The sequence below is a fragment of the Bradyrhizobium sp. Leo78 genome (assembly GCF_059512425.1).
On the sequence record NZ_JCAMOT010000042.1, the window covers coordinates 23,355 to 45,231 of the forward strand.

Consider the following 21,877-nt stretch of genomic DNA (forward strand, 5'->3'; position numbering starts at 1 on the left):
CACGATCTTTCGTGGGATGGGTAGAGCGAAAGCGAAACCCATCACCCGCGTCGATGGCGATCGAAGCTGATGGGTTTCGCTTTCGCTCTACCCATCCTACAAACTCTACAAACTCAAACCTACCACGCATCGATACAGGGGCGCTTGCGGTGGGTGCGCGGCGCGGGTTTCGGCACCGAGCGCAGACCTGACATGATCCAGTGGCGGGTTTGCGCGGGATCGATCACCTCGTCGATCTCGAGCACGGAGGCGATCGAGACCGCCTTGCCGTTGGCATAGAGCTCGGCCACCTTGGCCTGGTAATATTTTTCGCGTTCGACCGGATCCTCGATCGCTTCCATCTCCTTGCGGAAGCCGAGCCGCACATAGCCTTCCAGGCCCATGCCGCCGAACTCGCCGGTCGGCCAGGCCACCGTGAAGAACGACGCGTGAAAGCCGCCGCCGATCATAGATTGCGCGCCGAGGCCATAGCCCTTGCGCAGCACGATGCCGAACAGCGGCACGGTGAGACTCGCGCCGGTGACGAACATGCGCGAGACGTGACGCACGATCGCGGTCTTTTCGGCTTCCGGCCCGACCATGAAGCCGGGCGTGTCGCAGAGCGAGATGATCGGGATGTCGAAGGCGTCGCAGAGCTGCATGAAGCGCGCGGCCTTGTCGCCGGCGGGCGCATCGATCGCGCCGCCGAGATGTTTCGGATTGTTGGCGATCAGGCCGAACGGCTTGCCTTCGATGCGGATGAAGGCGGTGATCATGCCGACGCCGAAGTCGCGGCGGATTTCGAGCACCGAGCCCTCGTCGGCGAGGAGATCGATCACCTTGCGGATGTCGTAGACGCGCAACCGGTTCTCCGGGATCGCGCGGCGGAGCAGCCGCTGGTCCGGCGCCTTCCAGTCGCCGGTCGCGCCCTGGAAGTAGGACAGGTATTTTTGCGAGGCGACGGTCGCCTCCGCCTCATCCTCCACGAGGATGTCGATGACGCCGTTCGGCGCCTGGAACGACACCGGACCGACCTCGGCCGGATGATAGACGCCGAGGCCGCCGCCTTCGATCATCGCCGGCCCGCCCATGCCGATCGACGCGTTCTTCGTCGCGATGATGACGTCGCAGCAGCCGAGCATCGCGGCGTTACCGGCAAAACAATAGCCGGAGACCACGCCGATGACGGGGACGAGGCCGGAGAGCCGCGCGAACTGCACGAAGGACGGGCCGTCGAGCCCGGTCATGCCGAGCCGGTCCGTATCACCCGGCCGCCCGCCGCCGCCCTCGGCATAGAACACCAGCGGCAATCGCCACTGCTCGGTCAGGGTGAGCATGCGATCGATCTTCTTGTGGTTCATGTGGCCCTGCGTGCCCGCGAGCACGGTGTAGTCGTAGGCGATCACCATGCAGCGCGCGGCGTCCGCGCCGAACTTGTCGGCGTTCACGGTGGCGACGCCGGTGATCAGGCCGTCGGCCGGCGTGTTGCGAATGAGATCGTCGACCTTGCGCCGGCGGCGCTGCGCGGCGATGGCGAGCGAGCCGTATTCGACAAACGAGCCCTCATCGACGAGATGGGCGACGTTCTCGCGCGCGGTGCGCTGGTTGGTCTTACGCCGGCGCTCGACGGAAGCTGGCCGGTTCTCATCCAGCGTGATCGCGTGGCGGGCGATCACCTCGGCGAGATCGGGACGGATGTAGTCGAGATCGATCTCCGCTTCCTCGGCGACATGGTGGCCATCGACCTCAGCAGGCTCGATGAACAGAATCGCCTCGCCATGCATCAGCGTGACGCCGACGCCACCGGCGATCTTCGTCACCCTGCCGCCATGCGGCGCGGTGACGAGATGCTCCATCTTCATGGATTCGAGCACTGCGATCTGCTGGCCCGGACGGACGAGATCGCCCGCGGCGACATCGATTGCAACGATGGTGCCCTGCAGTGGTGCCGGGACGGCGACGGAGCCTTCCGGGCCTGCCTCGCCCGTCGACGGTCCGACGGGCGTACCGATGCCGCCATTCGCCTCGACCAGCACCGGCTCATCGGCTTCCTTCGCCGCGGCGACCAGCGAGCCGGCATGCGCATTGATGAAATTGGTGCTGACCCGGTTGGCGGCAAAATCCGGATGCGCGAGGATCGCGCCGAGGAACGGGATGTTGGTGGCGACGCCGCCGATGCGGAATTCGCGCAGGGTGCGGAGCGCTTTCTGAACGACGTCGGCCCAATTCGCGTTCGGCGAATGCACGATCACCTTCGCGAGCAGGGAATCGAAGGCGGCGCTGGTCTTGTACCCCATATAACCAAAGGTATCGACCCGTACGCCCGGGCCGGACGGCAGGTCGAACACCGACAACGTCCCACCGGTCGGTTTGGTCTCGCCCTTCTCGTTCATCACCTCCATGTTGACGCGGAGCTGCATCGCAAAGCCGCGCGGCGACGGGATCGCTGCCTGCGCCAGACCGAGCGAGGCCAGCGTCGCGCCCGAGGCGACGGCAAGTTGCGCCTTGACGAGATCGATGCCGAGCACCTCCTCAGTGACGGTGTGCTCGACCTGCAATCGCGGATTGGCCTCGATGAAGGCGAAGGCGGCCTCGCCTTCACGTGCCTCGTCGTCGACGAGGAATTCGAAGGTGCCGAGATTGTCATAGCGCGCGGCGGCTGCCAGCTTCTTCGCGGCTTCGATGATGCGCGAGCGCTGGGCCTCGCTCAGCGACGGGCTTGGCGCCGCCTCGATCAGTTTCTGGTTGCGCCGCTGGATCGTGCATTCGCGCTCCCACAAATGGCTGATCTGACCGGAGCGGTCGCCGATGATCTGCACCTCGATATGACGCGCTTTTCGGATCAGCCGCTCGACATAGACGCCGTCGTTGCCGAAGGCGGCCTTGGCCTCGGACTGGCAGCGCGCATAGGCCTGTTCCAGCTTGGCGGCGTCATCGACGATGCGCATGCCGCGCCCGCCGCCGCCGGCGATCGCCTTGACCATGACGGCGCCGCCGGGGCCGAGCGAGGCGAAGAATGCCTTGGCTTCCTCCAGGCTGGTCGGGCCGCTGGTGCCTGATATGATCGGCACGCTGCAGCTTTTCGCCAGCGCTTTGGCTTTCGCCTTGTCGCCGAACAGTTCCAGCGCCTCCGGCGACGGTCCGACAAAGGTGATCCCCTCCTCCGCGCAGCGCCGCGCCAGCGCCGCGTTCTCGCTGAGAAAACCATAGCCGGGATGCAGCGCGTCGCATTTCGCAGCCTTGGCTGCGCCGATCACCGCTTCGATATCGAGATAGGCGCGCGCGCCGCGGCCCGGAATCTCGTGCGCCTCGTCCGCCGCGCGGACATGCCGCGACGTCGCGTCATCGGCCGGACAGATCGCGACGGTGGCGATGCCGCTTTCGCCTGCCGCGCGGGCGATACGGATGGCGACCTCGCCGCGATTGGCGATCAGCAATTTCTTGAAGGACATGAACGTTTCCATGAAAACTCTAGATCAGGCCGCGAGCTTCCACCTCTCCCCGACGGGGAGAGGTCGGCGCGCAGCGCCGGGTGAGGGGCAGCAGGTCCCACGAGAAAGCGTATCCCCTCACCCGGATCGCATCTTGCGATGCGATCCGACCTCTCCCCGCTGGAGAGAGGTGGGGTACCTTCGACGAGGCACCAACGCAGTGCAATCATGCTCTATCGATCCTTCATGGTCGGATCGAGCACGATGCGCAAGGACTCTCCGAGCGCGTTGAAGGCCAGCGACACGACCAGAATGGCGACGCCGGGCGCATACATCTGCTCCGGCGCGATCTCCATATATTGGTAGGCGCGCGCCAGCATCGCGCCCCAGCTCGGGTTCGGCGGCTGGATGCCGAGACCGAGGAAGCTGAGGCTTGCTTCCGCCAGCAGCGCCGCGGCCAGCAGCAATGTCACCTGCACGATGACGGGCTGCAGCGTGTTCGGCAGCACGTGCCGCCACAGGATATGCCAGGCCGGCGCGCCGAAACATCTGGAGGCATCGACATACAGCTCCTGCCGCACCACCAGCGTCCGCGCCCGGACGATGCGGGCGAGCGCCGGAAACATCACGATGCCGACCGCGATCATGCCGTTGGTGAGCCCGATGCCAAGCGCGCCGGTGACTGCAATCGCCAGCACGATTGCCGGGAACGACAGGAACGTATCGATGATGCGGCTGATGATGTCGTCGGTCCAGCCGCCGAAGAAGCCGGCGACCAGCCCGACCGGCAGGCCGATGGCAACTGCGACGCACACCGCCAGCACGCTGGCATAGACGGTCGCCGGCGCGCCATAGATCAGGCGGCTGAAGATGTCGCGGCCGAGATCGTCGGTGCCGAGCAGATGCGCCGGGCCCGGCGGCGCCAGCATGTTGTTGACGTCCTGCGCGGTCGGAGAATAGGGCGCGATCCACGGCGCGCCGATCGCGACGATGACGAGCGCCAGCAGCACGAGGATCGCAAGCGCGGCCCGCAGATCTCCGGCCAGCCAGCGCAGGAAACGCCGCATCCGGGTCGGCTTGGCAGGCAGTCGCGCAGAGGCCAGCGCGAGGTCGGTCATTGCTCGATCCTCGGATCAATGGCGGCGCAGAGCAGATCGGTGATCAGGTTGACCAGGATCACCACGATCACCATCGTGAACACGACGCCCTGCACGATCGGGAAATCCCGCTGGATCGCGCCGCGCACGATCAGGCTGCCGAGACCGGGAATGGCGAACACCGCCTCGATGACGACAGTCGCGGCCAGCATCCGGTTCACCAGCAGGCTGATGATGGTGAAGAGGTTGACGCTGACGTTCTTCAGCCCGTGCTGCCAGAGGATGCGGCTCATCGACAATCCCTTGGCGTGCAGCGTCCGCACGTATTGCGAGGACAGCGCTTCCAGCAGCGAGCCGCGGAGCTGGCGCGCTACTTCGGCCATGCCATAGGCCGCGATCGCAATCCCCGGCAACAACGCGTGCCTGATCGCCTCGATTGGCGAGACGGTGAAGGATTTGGCGCCAGTCGCCGGCAGCCAGTTGAGCCTAAGCGAGATTTCGGCGACCAGGATCATCGCGAGCCAGAAGCCGGGAATGGCGACGCCGAGCGAGGCGATCATGCTGACGGCCTTGTCGACCCAGCCATTGGGCTTGATCGCCGCAATCACGCCCATCGGAATGCCGGTCAAGAGCGCGAGGATCAGCGCGATCACCACGATCAGAAGCGTGTTCGGAAAGGCGCGGCCGATCGAGGTTGCGACCTGCTCGCCCGTCAATAGCGATTGCGAGAGGTCGCCCTGGACGACATTCCCGAGCCAGACGGCGTATTGCACCAGGAACGGCCGATCGAGCCCGTAGATGCTGCGGATCTCGGCAATGCGCGCATCCGAGGCGTTGTCGCCCGCGAGCGTCACCGCGATGTCGCCCGGCACGAGCTTCAGCAGCGCGAACACCATGAAGGTCGCGAGCACGATCACGGGCAGCGCCTGCAACAGGCGGCTGCCGACAACCCTGACCGGACTGCGTCGCGCCATGTTCCTCAGCTCTCCAGCCAGACGTCGTCGTATTTCGGCTTGCCGAGAAGGTTCGGCCGATAACCCTGCACCTTCTTGTTCATCGCGACCAGCTCGAACTGGAAGGCGAGCGGCGCGACGAAGGCGTTCTCCATCACCAGCCGCTGCACGGTGGCAAAGGCCTTGCGGCGCTGCTCGATATCTTCCGATGCCCGCGATTCCTTGATCGCGGCCTCGAGCTCCGGCGGCACCGGCGCACGGCCGGCATTGTAATAGGCGTCCTTGGTGAACATCAGCGAATAGGTCAGGCTCGGGTCCGGCCGCCCGGTCCATGCCGACAGCAGGCCGGAGCCTCGCTTTTCGCTGGCGAAGAAGGCAGCGGATGCTTCCGCAATCGGCGCGTTCGAGAACCGTGCGGTCATGCCCGCCTTGCGGAGCTGCTCGATCAGGATTTCCTGGCGCTGCACCGAGTCCTGGTCAGGATAACCGAGGAGATCGAGCGTGAGACCATCCTTGAAACCGGCTTCCGCCAGCAGCTTGCGCGCTTTGTCGGGATCGTAGGGGTAGAGCGCGGCGACCGATTTATCGTAGGCCCAATGTGCCTTCGGCAGGTTCATGTAGGCGGGCTCCGCCAGCCCGGCGAGCGCCGCCTTCACGAAGGACTCGCGGTCGATCGCGAAGTTGAGGGCCTGGCGGACCTTTGGATTGTCGAAGGGCGGCTTGGCCCAGTTCAGGAAGATCTGCAGGACATAAAGCGTCGGCCCGCTCACGACCTTGATGCTGCTGGCGCGATCGAGGATGGCCTTCTGGCGCGGCGGCAGTTGATAGATCAGGTCGTTCTGTCCGGCGGTGACGGAACGCGCGCCGGTGGTCAGTTCCGGGATGATCGAAAACTCGATGCCGTCGGGAAGAGGACGGTTCGGCTTCCAGTATTTCTCGTTGCGCTTGACGACGATGCGCTCGCCATCCGCCCAGCTCACGAACGCATAGGCGCCTGCGCCGACCGGCTTGCGCGCGACGGTGCCGCCTTCGGCCGCCTTCAGCGCTGATGGCGAGACCATCATGCCGGCGCGGTCGGAGAGGATGAGCGGCAGCGCGGTGTCGGGCGTGCTCAGCTTCAGCGTGACCTGCGTCGGACTGGTGACCTCGACCGAAGCCACGGAAGCAAGATCGGCCTTGATGTTGGACTTCTGGTCGCTCTTGTTGCGCTCGAGGTTGAATTTCACGGCTTCCGCATCGAGCGGCGTGCCATCGTGAAACGTGACGCCGGTACGGATGTTGAGCACCAAAGTGTTCGGATCTATGAACTTCCAGCTCTCGGCAAGGCCGGGCTTGGGCGCCAGCGTCTCGAAATCCCATTCGATCAGCGTGTCGTACATCGTGAACAGAAAGGCGTGATCGGAGCCGGCGCCGCCGGTGGCCGGATCGAGGCTCGAAGGATTGGCGGGCGCCGAGATGCGCAAGGTGCCACCCCGCTTCGGGGCGACATCCGCCCACGCACGGCCACCGAGCGTCACGCCGGCTATCGCCGCCGATGTCAGCGCGATAGCCTCGCGTCGCGTCATCTCTGTCATGTCGTCTCCTCCCGGCAATTCTTGTTAGTTTGGCGCAAAGTTTGGATGCTCGGCGAAATGGCAGGCAACCCAGTGGTCCGGGTGAAGCTCGCGCCACTCCGGCGTCTTCTCGGCGCAGAGCGGCTGCGCGTGGGCACAGCGGGTGCGGAAGCGGCAGCCCGAGGGCGGATCGATCGGGCTCGGAATCTCGCCCTGCAGCATGATGCGGCTGCCCTCGCGCAAGTGTGACGGCAATGGTCGCGGCTCGGCCGACAAAAGCGCCTGCGTATAGGGATGCAGCGGATGCTCGGAGACGCGCTCGGTCGGCCCAAGTTCGACGAAGCGGCCGAGATACATCACGGCGATACGCTCGCTGATGTGGGAGACCACCGCGAGATCGTGGGTGATGAAGACATAGGTGAGACCGAGCTCACGCTGCAGGTCGGCGAAGAGATTGAGCACATCGCCCCGAATGGACATATCCAGCGCGGCCACCACCTCGTCGCAGACGATCAGCTTCGGTTTCAGCGTCAAGGCGCGGGCGATCACCACGCGCTGCTTCTGGCCGCCGGAAAGCTGGTGTGGATAGCGCTCGCCGACGTCCTGTGGCAGGCCGACCCGATCAAGCGCCTCTCTCGCCTGCCACTCGCGCTCAGCACCGGTGCCGACGCGTGCAAGCTCGAGCGGTTCCAGCACTGACGAGAGGATGGTCATGCGCGGATTGAGCGCCGCATTCGGATCCTGGAAGATGATCTGGTAGTCGCGGCGGTGGCTTTGAAATCTCTTCCGCGGCAGCGCCAGCGGATCGATCCCCTCATGCCGGATGGCGCCCGCGCTCGGCTTGAGCAGGAATACCAGCGCGCGGCCGATCGTGGTCTTGCCTGAGCCGGATTCACCGATGATCCCAAAGGTCTCGCCGCGGCGGACGTCGAAGTTGACGCCGTCAACCGCCTTCACCGTGGCGCGGCGATCGCTGGTCTGAAACCGCACTTCGAGATCGCGCACCGAGACGATGGTGTCCTGCCTGATATCGGGGGCAAGCGGCATCACTGCGTCCCGGCCATCGCGGCGATCGGCACTGACGCCGCGTGCTGCAGCGCGCCCGGCAGATCGAGCTCGCGGAAGCGCCAGCAGCGCACCTTGCGGCCGCCTCCCGCATCGCGCAGTTCCTGCTCAGCCTCGCAGCCCTGTGCCGCATGGGCGCAGCGCGCGCGAAAGCGGCAGCCGTTTGGCATATCGACGATCGAGGGCACACGGCCCGGGATCGACGGCAGCCGGCCGTGGCGCGGGCTCAAGTGCGGCAGCGAACGCAACAGGCCTGAGGTGTAGGGATGCAGCGGCCGCACCAGCGCATCGTCGACCGGGGCGTCCTCGATCACCTCGCCGGCATACATCGTGATCATCCGCGTGCAGGTCTCGGCGACCACGCCGAGATCGTGGGTGATCAGCATCAAGGCGGTGTTCGAGGTCTCGCTGAGCTCGCGGAGCAGCTCCAAAATCTGCGCCTGCACGGTGACGTCGAGCGCTGTGGTCGGCTCGTCCGCGATCAGAAGCTGCGGGCCGCAGATCAGGGCGGCTGCGATCATCACGCGCTGGCGCATGCCGCCGGAAAGCTGATGCGGATAGTCGTCGATCCGCCGCTCGGGCGAGGCGATGCCGACCCGGCGCAGCATCTCGAGTGTCTTCGCCCTCGCCTCTTCCTTGCCGGCGCCGGTATGAACGCGCAGCGTCTCGGCAATCTGGTGGCCGACGGTGAAGACGGGATCGAGCGCGCTCATCGGCTCCTGGAAAATCATGGCGATCCGACGTCCGCGGATCGCGCGCATCGGCCGCGCGCTGCAGGAGACGAGGTCTGTGCCGTCGAACAGGATCGAGCCGTCGAGGCCGGCGAGATTGCCCGGCAACAGCCGCAGGATCGAAAGGCCGGTGATGGTCTTGCCGCAGCCGCTCTCGCCGACGATGCCGACGCGCTCGCCGGGCGCGATATCGAAATCGATCTTGCGCGTCGCCTGCCAGACGCCGAGCGAGGTCTTGAAGCGGATGCCGAGGCCGCGCACCGACATCAGCGGCGGCGCGCTACCGGCCGCGGTTTCCGATCGGGACTGTTGTCGTGCAGCCGCGGCCATCAACCCGCCGCCTGCTTCTTCTTCACGAGTTCTTCTTCCATCAGCATCTCGGTTCCGATGATGCCGTCGCGCTCAAGCTGCTCGATTTCGGCCTCCGACAGGCCGAGCATGCCGGAAAGAATCTCGTGGTTGTGCTCGCCCAGCGTCGGCGGTATCCGCCGGATTGGGAACGGGTGCGCGCCTTCACGAAACGGCATCGACGGCTGCGGATGCTTTCCGATGAAAGCGCGATTGACCTCCTGGATGAAGCCGCGCGCCTGAAGCTGTGGGTCACGCAGGAGATCGATCGGCAGCCGCGCCACGCCGGCGGCAACGCCTGCGGTCTGCAGCAGGTTCATCGCCTCTTCCGCATCGCGTCCGGCGGTCCAGGCCGCGATGGCCGCTTCGATCTCGCTTTCGATCCGTCGCCGGCCGGCGGCAGTCTTCAGCGTTTCGTCACTGGCCCAGTCGGCGCGTCCGAGCAGTGTTGCGAGCCTCAGCCACATCGCGTCGCTGGACGCGGCAATCACGATCCAGTTGTCTTCGCCCGCACAGCGGAAGCAGCCATGCGGCACGAAGTCCGGGTGACGACTGCCGTATTTGATCGGCGGTTTTCCGTCGATCGACTGCGCGATGATCCAGGGCGCGGCGAACGGCATCATGCACTCGATCTGCGCAAGGTCGATGAACTGGCCCTTGCCGGTCAGCTTCGCATGGATCAGTGCGGTGAGCACTGCGGCGCAACCGTTGAGGCCGCCGACGGCGTCGCCAAAGGCGGTGTGGCTCATGACCGGCGGCCCGCCGGCATCGCCGACCACGCTCGGCAGCCCCGAGCCTTGCTCCAGGGTGGAGCCATAGGCGCGGCAATCGCGATGGACGCTGCCCGCGCCGAAGGCCGACATCGACATCATCACGAGCTTCGGGTTCAGCTTGCTGAGCACGTCATAGCCGAGCCCGAGTTTCGGCAGCACCTCGACCGAGTAATTGTCGACGACGAGGTCCGCATCCGCGAGCAACCGTTTGGCAAGACTGAGCCCTTGCGGCCGGGTCAGGTCGAGCGTGATGGCGCGCTTGTTGCGGTTCATGATGCAATAGCGCACCGACTTCTCGTACATCTTCTCCAGTACATAGGCCGGCCGCCGGTCGACGCCGCGCCACCAGTCCGGATACTGGATCGCCTCGATCTTGATGACGTCGGCCCCGAGATCGGCGAGCGTGCGGGTGCAGATCGGGCCGGCCCAGCCCATCGAGAAGTCGATCGCGCGGACGCCCTCGAGCGGCAGGCGGTTCGGTCCGCTCCGCTCCGGCAGCGGCACACGCGGCGGCGTCTCGATCTGTTGCTGTTCGCCGATGGCGGGTACCTTGCCACCGCGGCGCGGCGGCGTGCCGGTCAATCGCTGCATGCAGCCGGCGGAATACCCGCGCTCCTCGCCCACGGTGACGGGCACGATCGCGCCACGCGCCCGCTTCTCCTCATCCGCGATCAGCTCGGCGATTTCGGGCACCGGCACGATCGGGATCTTTCGTTTCAAGCCTTCGGCAAACCATTCCTGCGCGGTGCGCTGCTTCAGGCGCGGCAGGAATTTGGCTTCGATCGCCTCGACATGCTGCAATCGATCGACGCCGAGGAACAGCTTTGGATCGTCGCGCAGCTCGAGCAGTCCCAGCATCTCGCAGAACGAGCGCCATTGCGCCGGTGTCACCGTTGTGACGCCGAGCCAGCCCTGCTTGGTTTCGTAGATTCCGACCGGAAAGGTCGGCCAGAAGCGGTTCACGCCGATCCGCCGCATGATATCGCCGCGGGAAAACGACTCGAACATGATGTACTCGGTCACGGCGATGGCGGATTCGAAGATGCTCAGGCGGCTCGCGCGCCCGCGCCCGTCCTGCATCCGGCCGAGCACCGAGGACGACGCAGCGATAAAGCCCCACAGCCCGGCGAGAATGCCGGTCTGGAAGTCCGGCGCGTGCATCGGCGGCCCTTCGGTCGGCCCCACCAATTTGATCAGCCCGGTCAGCGCGCGAACGGTCGCGTCGGTTGCGGCAAAGCTGGCGTAAGGACCGACATCGCCGAACCAGTCAGCCTCAAGATGGATCAGGCCGGGATGCCTCTCCTTTATGGCGGCGAGATCCAGCGGCGGACAATCGGCCGCATCGATATCGCGACCGTCGAGCAGGATATCGCAGGACTCGATGAGTTCCGTCAGGCGGGACGACGCGCTGGCATCCCAGCGATCGAGCACGACGCTCGACTTGTTGAAGTTGAGGAACGCGAACCAGGCGCTCTCTCCTTTCGGAGTGAACGGCGCCGCGCGGCGAAGCGGATCGCCCGCTGGAGGCTCGACCTTCTGCACGGTGGCGCCAAAATCGGCGAACAAACGCGCGCAATAGCTGATCGCAGCCGCGCTCCCGATCTCGACAATCCGCAGATGCGACAACGCGCCCATCACGTTTCCTTAAGACCCCGCATGGCCAGCGCGAACGACGCACCGGCTCATTTTTTGTTGCGAACATCAAACCTTGCGGGCGCGATGATGCAAGCGGAAACTTCTCCCGCGTTGCGGAATTCGCTTTGAGGTGCTTGCGCTTAGCGGCAGTCGAATTGCGCTTCGAACCAATTTTCGAGCGAAGTCGAAAGCGGTTGCCACATGCGCTGGAAGTGCGAGAGTTTCGCAGCGCTACCGCGATAGATCACGCGCAACTCCTGTTCAATCGCAGGAAGATCGACGCCGGTGACACGACCTTCGCTGACGATCGTGCGTCCATCGACAACAACGTCCTTGAGCAGCGACGCATTGCCGCGCGCGAACAAAAGCTCGATCGGATCGACCGGCACGATCTGGTCGCGATCGAGCCGATCGAGATCAAGTGTGACGAAATCGGCCGATGCGCCCGGCAAAAGCTCGCCGCTACCCGGCGCGCCGGTCGCGCGGCGGCCGTTGCGGATCGCGAGTGCGAAGAACTCGGCCGGCGTCCAGGACCGCTTGAATCCTGTGCCGCCGTGCATCATCTGCACCAGCCGCATCTCGCGCAGCACGTCGTCGTCCTCATCGAGCGCGAGCCCATCGACACCGACGGTGACCGCGCAGCCGCATCTGTGTGCGGCGGCGATCGGCGCAAGGCCGGAACGCAGATGCATGTTGGAGCTGAAGTTGGTGACAATGCGCGCACCGGACGCGGCGATCATTTCCAGCTCGTCAGGGCGTGCATGGATGCAATGCGCGAGCGTCAGGCGTTCGGAGAGAAAACCGATGTCGCGGAGATGGCGGACGATGCCGTCAGGAAAATGCTGGTCCGCCCACGCGCGCTGGTAGATCGTCTCCAACAGATGCATGTGAATGCGGCGGCCGGTCAGCGCGGAATTTTCGGCGACGGCCTCCAGCAACGGTTTGGAACACCATTGCACACCGGCCGGGCCGAGCTGCACGTCTATCTTTGGGCCGGCAATCGCCGCGGCGATCGCGTCGGTCAGTTCGATATAGGCCTTCGGCGACATCGGCGCGCGGACGAACAGGTCCTCGATCGTCTTGCGATCGTCGCCGGATAATCTGGAGAGCACCGGTTCGGCATCGCCATAGACGACCGGATTCTGGTCGCGCACAGCGATCGCAAAGGCGATGCGGATGCCGACGTCGGAAGCCGCGCGCGCGATCTCTTTGGCTTCCTCCACCAGCGGCATGGTTCCGCTCGGGCGCGTGTAATGCACCATCATCGCGGCGCAGCCGGCGCGCGCCGATCGCGCCAGCGCGGAAGCCGCAGTGAGATAGGGATCGACCGGCGTGCCCAATGCGGAACGCAGGAGCCAACTCTCCAGGGGCATGCCGAGTGCGCCGAAGGACGATGCGGTCGGCCGCGCATGATCGTGGGCGTTGACGAAGGCCGGCAGGACGAAGGAGCGCGACCCCGTCGGCGGCGCTCCCTGATCGATGGAAGTGATGAAGCCGTTGTCGTGCCGGAGCACGACGTCATCAAGCACACCGCGGTCACGACCGGCGAATAGGCTATGTGCCGGGACTTTGTTCGCCATGACCGCAGATTATCTCAGTTGGTGATGTAGACCAACTCCCGCTCCGCCCGCGGCGGCAGGAACTCGCGGCTGAAGATTTCGGACGGCGTCGGCGTGCGGGTGAGCTGATAGCCTTCGACGATGATGCCGATGGCGCGGGCCATGCGGTCATCCTTGACGTCGCCGACGCCGATCTCCTTCATCTCCGGCGAGACGATCAGCTTGTCGAAGGAGTATTGCAGGCGGCGCTTCTCGACGTCGACATTGATCAAATTGTCGAAATTCACCGCGGCCTTCATGCCGGCGTTCTGGTCTTTTGCCACTGCGATCAGGCCCTTGTTGATGGCACGGACGAGGCCGGCGACGGCCTTCGGATTGGACGCGAGCAATTTGCGCGAGACCATCACGCCGTTGGAATAGAGATCCATTCCGTAATCGCCGAACGAGAACCACTTGAAGTCCTTCTCGGGATCCTGGCGGTTCAGCACCAGGTTGAAATAGCTGGTGATGTTGAAGACGAGCGCGGCGTCGATGTCGCCCTTGATCAGCATCGGCTCCTGCAGGTTCGGCGCCATGTTGGAGATCTTGATCTTCTCGCCATCGAGCCCGTTCTTGTGCACGAACACCGGCAGCAGCCGCGTGGTCGGCGTGCCCTGCGCGCCGCCGAGCGTGTGACCTTCGAAATCCTTGATGGTGTTGATGCCGCTCGATTTCTTGGCGACGATCGCGAACGGCGGCTGGTTCCAGATCATGTAGACCATCACAGGCGCGTCCTGCGGCTTGCTCGCGGCATTCTGGATGATGGCGTTGACATCGCCGAAGCCGGCGTCATAGGCGCCGGACATGATGCGCGTCACGGTCGCGCCCGAGCCTTCGCCCTGGTCGATGACGACGTTGAGGCCTTCCTCTTTGAAGAAGCCATGGTCCTTGGCGTAGAAGAAGGCGGCGTCCGAGCCTTGGGTCTTCCAGCCGAGCGTGAACTTGATCGTGGTATCCTCGGCCGCCGCTGGCCCTGTTAACAGGATTAGTCCCAACAGCGCGGCGCTCACTTTCCTTGGCATGACGACCTCATGAATGATGGTTGATAAAACTCTTTCTCAGGTGGCAATCGCGTCGTTCTTGCGCGTGGCCCAGCCGGTGACCTGGCCTTCGATCAGCGAGAACACGACGTAGAGCGCGACGCCGAGGCCGGCGAGCACGAACAACCCGGCGAACACCAGCGGCACGTTGAAATTCGATGAGGCGGTCATCATCACATTGCCGATGCCGCGATTGGAGGCGACGGTCTCGGACAGCACCGCGCCGACAAAGGCGTAGGAAATCGCGACCTTCAGCGAGGCGAAGAAGAACGGCATCGTTCGCGGCAGACCGACATTCCAGAGGATGTCGAATTTGCTGGCGCCAAGCGCCTTCAAGACGTCCTCGAGTTCGGGTTCGGTGGTGGCGAGCCCGGTGGCAATGTTGACGACGATCGGGAAGAAGCAGATCGACAGCGCGGTGAGAACCGCCGGCACGGTGCCGGAGCCGAACCACAGCACGAAGATCGGCACCACCGCGACCTTCGGGATCGAGGAGAAGCCGATCAATAGCGGATAGGCGGTGTCATAGGCAGTCTTCGAGACGCCGATGAAGGCGCCGAGCACGACACCGAGCGCCACACCCAATACGAAGCCGAACATCGTGGTCGCGAGCGTCTGGACGATGTGCGGCCACAGCACCGGAAAGCGCTCGAACAGTGTCACGAAGACCTGCGACGGACGCGGCAGCACGAGATCGGACATGCCGGTCATCAGGCAGAACAGTTCCCAGGCGACGAAGAACAGCACGATCAGCGCCGCCGACCACGCCTTCTGCTTGATATCGAGTGCTGTCATCTCAGACCGCTCCTTCCTGCACTGCACTGCGCGCGTCAACGATCATCGCGCGCAGCTTCTGGTTCAGCGCGACGAAATCAGGCTCGAAGGTCATCGCCACCGTGCGCGGCCGGGCAAAGCCGACATGGCTGTCGTCGAGGATGCGGCCGGGCCGCGCACTCATCACGCAGATGCGGCTGGCGAGAAAGCCGGCCTCGCGCAGATCGTGGGTGACCAGCAGCACCGTCGGCTTGTGCGTCATCCAGAGCCCCTGCAGGATCGACCACAATTCCTCGCGCGTGAACTGGTCGAGCGCGCCGAACGGCTCGTCGAGCAGCAAGAGGCGCGGCTCATGGATCAGCGCGCGGCAGAGGTTGGCGCGCTGGAGCATGCCGCCGGATAGCTGCCAGGGAAAGCGGCCACCAAAACCTTTCAGGCCAACCTGCTCCAACAGCGCGTTGGCCTTGTCGCGGAATTCGCTCTTGCGGAGTCTTCGGAACTGCGAGCGGAACGGCTCAACGATCTTGAGCGGCAGCATGATGTTCCGCTCGATCGTCATCCACGGCAGCATGGTCGGATTCTGGAAGGCCATGCCGACCCGCATCGCACGCGCCGCCACCTCGCGGCCGCCGACGATGACGACGCCCGTAGTCGGCTGCACCAGGCCGCTGACCAACCGCAGGATCGTCGATTTGCCACAGCCGGACGGACCGACCAGCGCGACGAACTCGCCGTCCGCGATCCGCAGTGTCGTTGTCGATAACGCCGGCACTGCACGCGCGCCACGGCCGAACGTCACGGAGGCGTCGGATAGTTCAATGGCAATCGGCGCGCTTCCGGAAGGAACCGGCTCGCCGGAGAATTCGGAATTTGCTTGCATGCGCATCACGGCAGAAAGTGTATGCAAGCCAGATGCCAGCGCGGCTTTCCTACGGAATCAACGCGATCAGGGGAATCGGCACTGCTCCGGCGGATTCTTTTTAGGCAATCGGCTCATCAAAGTGCATGCAATTCGTGCGCACAATTATTGGACGCCTGTGCTAAGAATCGGCCCGCAAGCACTTACGGGACCAACCGATGGCGCCGCGCGCGGCCAGCAAGACTGCTGAATCGTCCGACAAGGTCAGCGTGATCTGCCGCGCGCTCCGCCGCGCCATCATCGAGCAGGCGCTGGAGCCGGGCGCGAAGCTGCCGGAGGATTCGCTCGGCGAGCGTTTCGGCGTCAGCCGCACCATTGCGCGCCATGCGCTCGGGCAATTGGCGGCCGAGGGGCTGGTCGAACTGCGCCGCAACCGCATCGCCGTGGTGGCGACGCCGAGCTGGCAGGATGCGCGCGACGCCTTCGATGTCCGGATTCAGCTCGAGCGGCTCGTGGTGCGCCATCTCGCCGGCAAGCTCACCAAGGCGCAGATCGCGGAATTGAATGCGCATGTCGATGCCGAGGACCGTGCGCGCGGCGGCTCGGACCCGGTCTCGATCCGGCTTGCGACCGAATTCCACATCCTGCTCGCGCACATGACCAACAGCCCGATCCTGATCCGGTACGTCAGCGAGATCGCCTATCGCTGCTGCCTGACGCTGTCGCTGTTCAGCCGCCCGCATTCCTCGGAATGCGCCATCAACGAGCATCGCGCGATCATGGCGGCGCTGGTCAGGGGCGACGAGGAGAAGGTGATGAGCCTGATGCACAGCCATCTGGACTCGGTGGCAGGCCGCGCGCTGGTTACTCCGGTCCCGCAGCGCGGCCGCGATTTGCTCGATATCCTTGCCCCCTATGCCGAAGAGGCGGAGGGTGGCCGCGTCGTGAAACTGCCGAAGGCGGCGCGCGGACGCTGACGACGATGCGAACCGCCTTCGATCTCCTCTTCCGCAATGCGCGCACGCGAGGTGCGAGCACGCCGGTCGATATCGGCATCGCCGGCGGCCGGATCGCGGCGATCGAACCGCATCTCATTTGCAAGACGGCGGAAATCGATGTCGGCGGCAAGCTCGTGCTGTCGGGCTTCGTCGACACGCATATCCATCTCGACAAGGCCTGCCTGCTCGGCCGCTGCGCTCATGACCATGGCAGTGTCAGCGAAGCCATCCGGGCGGTGGCGGCGATGAAGCGCGATTTCACCGTCGAGGACATCTATGCTCGGGGCGCGCGCGTGATCGAGCGCGCGATCACCTTTGGCACGACGCGGATGCGCACGCATGTGGAGATCGATCCGCGCATCGGCCTGCGCGGCTTCGAGGCGATCAAGGCGCTGAAGCGCGATTATGCCTGGGCGATCGATATTTCCCCGTGCGTGTTCCCGCAGGAAGGGCTGACCAACGATCCCGGCGCCGAGGAATTGCTGATCGCAGCGCTGCGCGACGGCGGCGAGGCGATCGGCGGCTGTCCCTATGTGGACACCGATCCGAACGCACATATCGAGAAGATCTTCGATCTGGCGCAGGCGTTCGACGTCGACGTCGATCTGCATCTTGACTTCGACCTCGATCCGTCCTGGTGGCACATGGAAGAAGTGTGTCGCCAGACCGAACGCCGGAACTATCAAGGACGCGTCGCCATCGGCCATGCGACCAAGCTCTCGGCGCTGCCACCGGATCGGCTGAAGACGGCGACCGAACGGCTGGCAAACGCTGGCGTTGCGGTCACCGTCCTACCCGCGACCGACCTCTATCTGCTGGGGCGCGACGCGACACATAACGCGCCGCGTGGCTTGACCGTCGCGCACAAGCTCGTCACCGACGGCGTGCTCTGCTCTGTCGCGACCAACAATGTACAAAATCCGTTCACGCCGTTCGGCGATGCCTCGCTGCTGCGGATGGCCAATTTCTACGCCAACATCGCCCATGCCAAGGTCAACGAATTCGACGCCTGCCTCGATCTGGTGACGGACCTCCCTGCCCGCCTGATGAACCTGCGGGACTACGGCATTAGCGTCGGCAATCCCGCTGACATCATCGTGCTCGATACCGATAGCGGCCGCGGCGCGATCGCGGAATTGCCCGAGGTGCTCATGGGCTTCAAGGGCGGCCGCCAGACCTTCGAACGGCGCCGGCCAATGCTGTTTCCGCCAAAGAGCTAATCGCAACCTGCCGATCTGGATTGCCGCTGATGTGATTGACGCGCCGGCCGTTCCATTGTTGTTATCGGTCTCAACGAAACAACAACGCCGGGCAGGAAACCATGGGCAAGTCGTCCAACATCAGAAGCATCGAAACGCTCGCCTGCGATGCCGGCTGGCGGAATTACCACTTCGTCAAGATCACAACCGAAGACGGTGTCGTCGGCTGGAGCGAGTTCGACGAAGGTTTTGGCGCGCCCGGCGTCACCGCCTCGATCGAGCGGCTGTCGACGCGGATCATTGGCAAGAACGCGCTGCAGCACGAGCGTATCTATGCCGAACTGTTCTCCGCGACCCGGCCGGCCGCCGGCGGCGTGGTGGCGCTGGCGCTCGGCGCGATCGAGAACGCACTGCTCGACGTCAAGGCGAAGGCGCTCGGCGTGCCCTGCTACGAGCTGCTCGGCGGCAAGATTCGCGACCGCATCCGGGTCTACTGGTCGCATTGCGCGACCTGGCGCATCAACCATCCCGACTGGTACAAGCCGGCCATCACCGACCTCGACGGCGTCAAAGCGATCGGCCGCGAGGTGCGCGAGAAGCGCTTCACGGCGCTGAAGACCAACATCTTCGTTTATACCGACGGCAAGCCGCAGGGCTGGCGGCCCGGCTTCGGCGCGCCGTTCGAGCCCGAGATCAATGTCGACCGCACGGTGCTGCGCAATCTCTGCATGCATTTGGAGGCGATCCGCGACGGCGCCGGGCCCGATGTCGATCTCCTGCTCGATCTCAACTTCAACGCCAAGACCGAAGGCTATCTGAAGATCCTGCGGGCGATCGAGAAGATGGACATGTTCTGGGTCGAAATCGACACCTTCAACCCGCAAGCGCTAGGTTACATCCGCCGCCAGAGCCCGCATCCGATCTCCTCCTGCGAGACGCTATTGGGCCTGCGCGAATTCCTGCCCTACTTCACCGAACAGGCGATGGACGTCGCGATCATTGACACGCCGTGGAACGGGGTCTGGCAATCGATGAAGATTGCGAACGCCGCCGAACATTTCGAGGTCAATGTTGCCCCGCATAATTTCTACGGCCACCTCTGCACCATGATGAACGCGCATTTCTCCGCGGCGGTGCCGAACTTGCGGATCATGGAGACCGACATCGACCGGCTCGCCTGGGACCATGAGCTGTTCACGCATGTCCCTGAAATCGTCGACGGCCACCTCGTGATTCCGGACCGGCCAGGCTGGGGTACCGAGCCGAACGAAGAAGGCCTGCGCGCGCATCCGCCGAAGGCCAAGGGTGGGCTGCTGAATTACGGGCAGGCAGGGAAGAAGTAGGCCCCGCCCTTCGAGACTGCGCAGCCGACCTCTTAGGGGTCGATCGGAAGATCGGCCTCGAACAGGCGATTGAGGTCACCGATCAATGCAAGACCATTTTCGCGCGCTCTAAGCGCTGAGTTGATCCGCTCTGACGCCGCCGCCTGGAACGCCATATAACCATGGTATCGCGGCCGAACATAGGATCCCTCTAGCGTCGCGCGTGTGCTCCGATAAAACTCGGCGGTCGCGCTGTTGACCACCGGATCGTCCCAGGCGGTTGCATGTCCGGGCTGGCCGCCGGCAGCGGCGTAAGGTCCGCGCTGCACCTCTGCGCTTGCGACCCAATAGGCGAAATCGATCCCGTGCATCGCGTGCGACGTCTTGGCGGAAACGGCAATTCCGGTACCGCCAAGCGCGGCGCCAATCGGCTTGCGCGAGCCGATCGTCGGGATGTTGGCGAAACGGATCAGTCGTCGGCGGAAGGCAGTCTGGGCGTAGGACACGTAACCGTAGATGAACGGAACGCAGTCGATTTCCGAGGCATCATCGACCATCCTTTCGAACACGGCAATCGGGTCGCGGTCGAGGTCCGCGGGATCGATCAGTTCGGCAAGTTCGCGAATCCTGCGCCACACTTCGAGGCCCGTCTCGGCATCCACGAACCGGGACCGTTCAATGCCGCATGGCTGGCCGAGATGCGCTGCAAGCGTATAGAACACCATGAGGGAATGCGGCGGCCGGAGCGGAAGTGCCACTCGCCCGCGCCGCGCCAGTTCCATCACTTCGGTGAAGTCCGACGGAGCTTGCGCCAGCCGGTCCGGTCGAAATGCCTGGACCTGGGTGGCCGCGTCAATCGGAAACGCCCATTGTCTTCCATTCCACCTGTATGAAAGATACGACGGGCCGACGGATGCGGCTTCGAGCAAAGTCCGCTCCGCCGCCCGGCCGGTGACATCCAGCGGCAGCAGGCACTTCTCCTCGGTGACTTGCCCGACATGCGGATGATCGATCACAATCAGATCATAGCGCTCGGCGAGCTCCATCACCGGGAAGCTTTCGAAGTCCTGAAGCGAACGCTGCTCCCAGGTGATGTTCACTCCGCTGCGCCGTCGCCATATCTCCGAGCACGCGACCAGCGGGTCGTAGCCGCGCGGATGGCTCCACGTCATGCCCTTGAGATGGATCACAGCCCGAACTCCCGGCGGAGGACGGCGGAATGCTCACCGATCTTCGGCGCCGCCTGATCGCCCTTCGGCCTGAAGCCGTCGAAACGCAGCGGCACGCGCGTGGTCCGGATGCTGACATCCGCGCGCGACACGGTTTGCAGCATATCAAGCGACTTGAAGCCCTCACTCTTCAGCAATTCAGGCCAGGTCAGGACCTTCGCGCACCAGATGTCGGCGGGCTCGAGGATCGAGAGCCAGTCGTTACAGGTTCGCTCGGCCAGCCGCTGGGCGATGATGGCCTTGATAGCGTCCCGGTCATTGAACCAGCTCGCGGGGTCGTCGCGATAGGGTGCGAGCTCATCCAGCCCGAGCAGGTCGGCAAGCTTCGGGATCGGCGCCATGGCGATCGCCAGGAACCCGTCCTTGGTCGGATACACACCATATGGCGCGGCCAGATAGGCGTGAGCGCTGCGACGCGCGGAGCGGCTGGGCAGCCGCCCGCCGTCATTCAGATGTACCGTAAGCACCTCGAGCTGGAAGTCGATGAGTGCTTCAAGCAAGCTCGTCTCCACATGAGCGCCCTCACCAGTCACGCCGCGTCGGACCAGGGCAGCAAGAATACCCTGGGCCATCGTCGCGCCAGCCATCATGTCGGCAACCGCAAGCCCGAAAGGGACCGGTCCTTGGGCATCGTCGCCATTCAGCCACATCACGCCGGACCGGGATTGTGCCAGCAGGTCCTGGCCCGGGCGTTGCACCCACGGCCCCTCCTTGCCGTAACCCGTGATGGACGCGTAGACGATGCGCGGATTGAGCGCTCTCACGGCATTGTAGTCGAGCCCGATCCGCTCGATGACGCCGGGACGGAAATTCTGAACCACAACGTCCGCACGCGCGAGGAGCGTGCGCAGCGCCGCCAAATCGTTCGGGTCCTTGAGATCGAGGGCCAGGCTTTCCTTGCCGCGGTTGATCGCGTGGAAGATCGTGGAGTCGCCGCCGATCTCTGCGTCGCTGAGATACAGGCGACGGGACAGGTCGCCGCTCTCCGGCCGTTCGACCTTGATCACCCGCGCTCCGAGATCGAGCAGGCGGAGGCAGCAATAGGGACCGGATAGAAACTGGCTCATGTCGACGACCAGAAGACCTTCGAGGGGAAGCGTCGTTTCGAACATCGGGCCACCTTCTGTCGGACAAGTTCTCGCTCGCAGTGCCGGGACTGCTCAAGCGCCCCTGCAGTTGATCCGCTCCGGCGCCATCATTCTTATATGAATATGATACTTACAAATGAATGGCAACCTCCGGCGCGACGAATACCGGGCGGGCCAACGCAACCTGAGGGTCACTGGCCGGGCG

Annotated in this window: 16 protein-coding genes; 3 read left to right on the forward strand and 13 right to left on the reverse strand. The window is 64.5% G+C overall.

All coding sequences use genetic code 11. From position 1 onward, the window contains the following. Window positions 1-119: 119 nt before the first annotated feature. The 11 genes from AC5ZG1_RS35355 to AC5ZG1_RS35405 form a co-directional block, all read right to left on the reverse strand. The gene (locus AC5ZG1_RS35355; RefSeq protein WP_496135633.1) at window positions 120-3,431 is read right to left on the reverse strand and encodes a carboxyl transferase domain-containing protein; all 3,312 of its coding nucleotides are present in this window, start codon (window positions 3,429-3,431) and stop codon (window positions 120-122) included. A gap of 212 nt (window positions 3,432-3,643) precedes the next feature. Beyond that, window positions 3,644-4,528 (reverse strand): ABC transporter permease, encoded by an 885-nt coding sequence (locus AC5ZG1_RS35360; RefSeq protein ID WP_496135634.1) that lies wholly within the window; start codon window positions 4,526-4,528, stop codon window positions 3,644-3,646. Further along, a complete protein-coding gene (locus AC5ZG1_RS35365; RefSeq protein ID WP_496135635.1) occupies window positions 4,525-5,481 on the reverse strand; it encodes an ABC transporter permease in 957 nt (318 codons plus the stop codon). Before AC5ZG1_RS35365 ends, AC5ZG1_RS35360 begins: the two co-directional genes overlap by 4 nt. 5 nt (window positions 5,482-5,486) lie before the next feature. Then, window positions 5,487-7,034: an ABC transporter substrate-binding protein gene (locus AC5ZG1_RS35370; RefSeq protein WP_496135636.1), complete on the reverse strand. Its 1,548-nt coding sequence runs from the start codon at window positions 7,032-7,034 to the stop codon at window positions 5,487-5,489. Between the two features lie 24 nt (window positions 7,035-7,058). Further along, a complete protein-coding gene (locus AC5ZG1_RS35375) occupies window positions 7,059-8,060 on the reverse strand; it encodes an ABC transporter ATP-binding protein (protein ID WP_496135637.1) in 1,002 nt (333 codons plus the stop codon). Further along, on the reverse strand, window positions 8,060-9,139 hold the full coding sequence (locus AC5ZG1_RS35380) for an ABC transporter ATP-binding protein (RefSeq protein WP_496135638.1): 1,080 nt from the start codon (window positions 9,137-9,139) through the stop codon (window positions 8,060-8,062). The genes AC5ZG1_RS35375 and AC5ZG1_RS35380 overlap by 1 nt, the downstream gene beginning before the upstream one ends. After that, window positions 9,139-11,565 carry a CaiB/BaiF CoA transferase family protein gene (locus AC5ZG1_RS35385; RefSeq protein ID WP_496135639.1) on the reverse strand — a complete coding sequence of 809 codons (2,427 nt, stop codon included), beginning with the start codon at window positions 11,563-11,565 and terminating at the stop codon, window positions 9,139-9,141. The genes AC5ZG1_RS35380 and AC5ZG1_RS35385 overlap by 1 nt, the downstream gene beginning before the upstream one ends. A 140-nt stretch (window positions 11,566-11,705) precedes the next feature. Then, a complete protein-coding gene (locus AC5ZG1_RS35390) occupies window positions 11,706-13,145 on the reverse strand; it encodes an amidohydrolase family protein (RefSeq protein WP_496135640.1) in 1,440 nt (479 codons plus the stop codon). 14 nt (window positions 13,146-13,159) lie between these two features. Next, window positions 13,160-14,185 carry an ABC transporter substrate-binding protein gene (locus tag AC5ZG1_RS35395; protein ID WP_496135641.1) on the reverse strand — a complete coding sequence of 342 codons (1,026 nt, stop codon included), beginning with the start codon at window positions 14,183-14,185 and terminating at the stop codon, window positions 13,160-13,162. Window positions 14,186-14,221: 36 nt separating this feature from the next. Next, window positions 14,222-14,998, reverse strand: coding sequence for an ABC transporter permease (locus tag AC5ZG1_RS35400; protein WP_474419042.1), 777 nt, complete (start codon window positions 14,996-14,998; stop codon window positions 14,222-14,224). Between the two features lies 1 nt (window position 14,999). Beyond that, the gene (locus tag AC5ZG1_RS35405; RefSeq protein ID WP_496135642.1) at window positions 15,000-15,857 is read right to left on the reverse strand and encodes an ABC transporter ATP-binding protein; all 858 of its coding nucleotides are present in this window, start codon (window positions 15,855-15,857) and stop codon (window positions 15,000-15,002) included. Between the two features lie 197 nt (window positions 15,858-16,054). Between AC5ZG1_RS35405 and AC5ZG1_RS35410 the strand changes: the two genes are divergently transcribed. The 3 genes from AC5ZG1_RS35410 to AC5ZG1_RS35420 all read left to right on the forward strand — a co-directional run bounded on the left by AC5ZG1_RS35410 (window position 16,055) and on the right by AC5ZG1_RS35420 (window position 19,376). Beyond that, window positions 16,055-16,813, forward strand: coding sequence for a GntR family transcriptional regulator (locus tag AC5ZG1_RS35410; protein ID WP_496135643.1), 759 nt, complete (start codon window positions 16,055-16,057; stop codon window positions 16,811-16,813). A 5-nt stretch (window positions 16,814-16,818) separates the two neighbouring features. Next, window positions 16,819-18,054 (forward strand): amidohydrolase family protein, encoded by a 1,236-nt coding sequence (locus tag AC5ZG1_RS35415; protein WP_496135644.1) that lies wholly within the window; start codon window positions 16,819-16,821, stop codon window positions 18,052-18,054. A gap of 101 nt (window positions 18,055-18,155) precedes the next feature. Further along, window positions 18,156-19,376 (forward strand): mandelate racemase/muconate lactonizing enzyme family protein, encoded by a 1,221-nt coding sequence (locus AC5ZG1_RS35420; protein ID WP_496135645.1) that lies wholly within the window; start codon window positions 18,156-18,158, stop codon window positions 19,374-19,376. A 32-nt stretch (window positions 19,377-19,408) separates the two neighbouring features. Here the strand turns inward: AC5ZG1_RS35420 and AC5ZG1_RS35425 are convergent, their stop codons facing one another. Next, a complete protein-coding gene (locus tag AC5ZG1_RS35425) occupies window positions 19,409-20,527 on the reverse strand; it encodes an extracellular solute-binding protein (protein WP_496135660.1) in 1,119 nt (372 codons plus the stop codon). 14 nt (window positions 20,528-20,541) lie between these two features. Continuing rightward, window positions 20,542-21,696 carry a CaiB/BaiF CoA transferase family protein gene (locus AC5ZG1_RS35430; RefSeq protein WP_496135646.1) on the reverse strand — a complete coding sequence of 385 codons (1,155 nt, stop codon included), beginning with the start codon at window positions 21,694-21,696 and terminating at the stop codon, window positions 20,542-20,544. Window positions 21,697-21,877 lie beyond the last annotated feature (181 nt).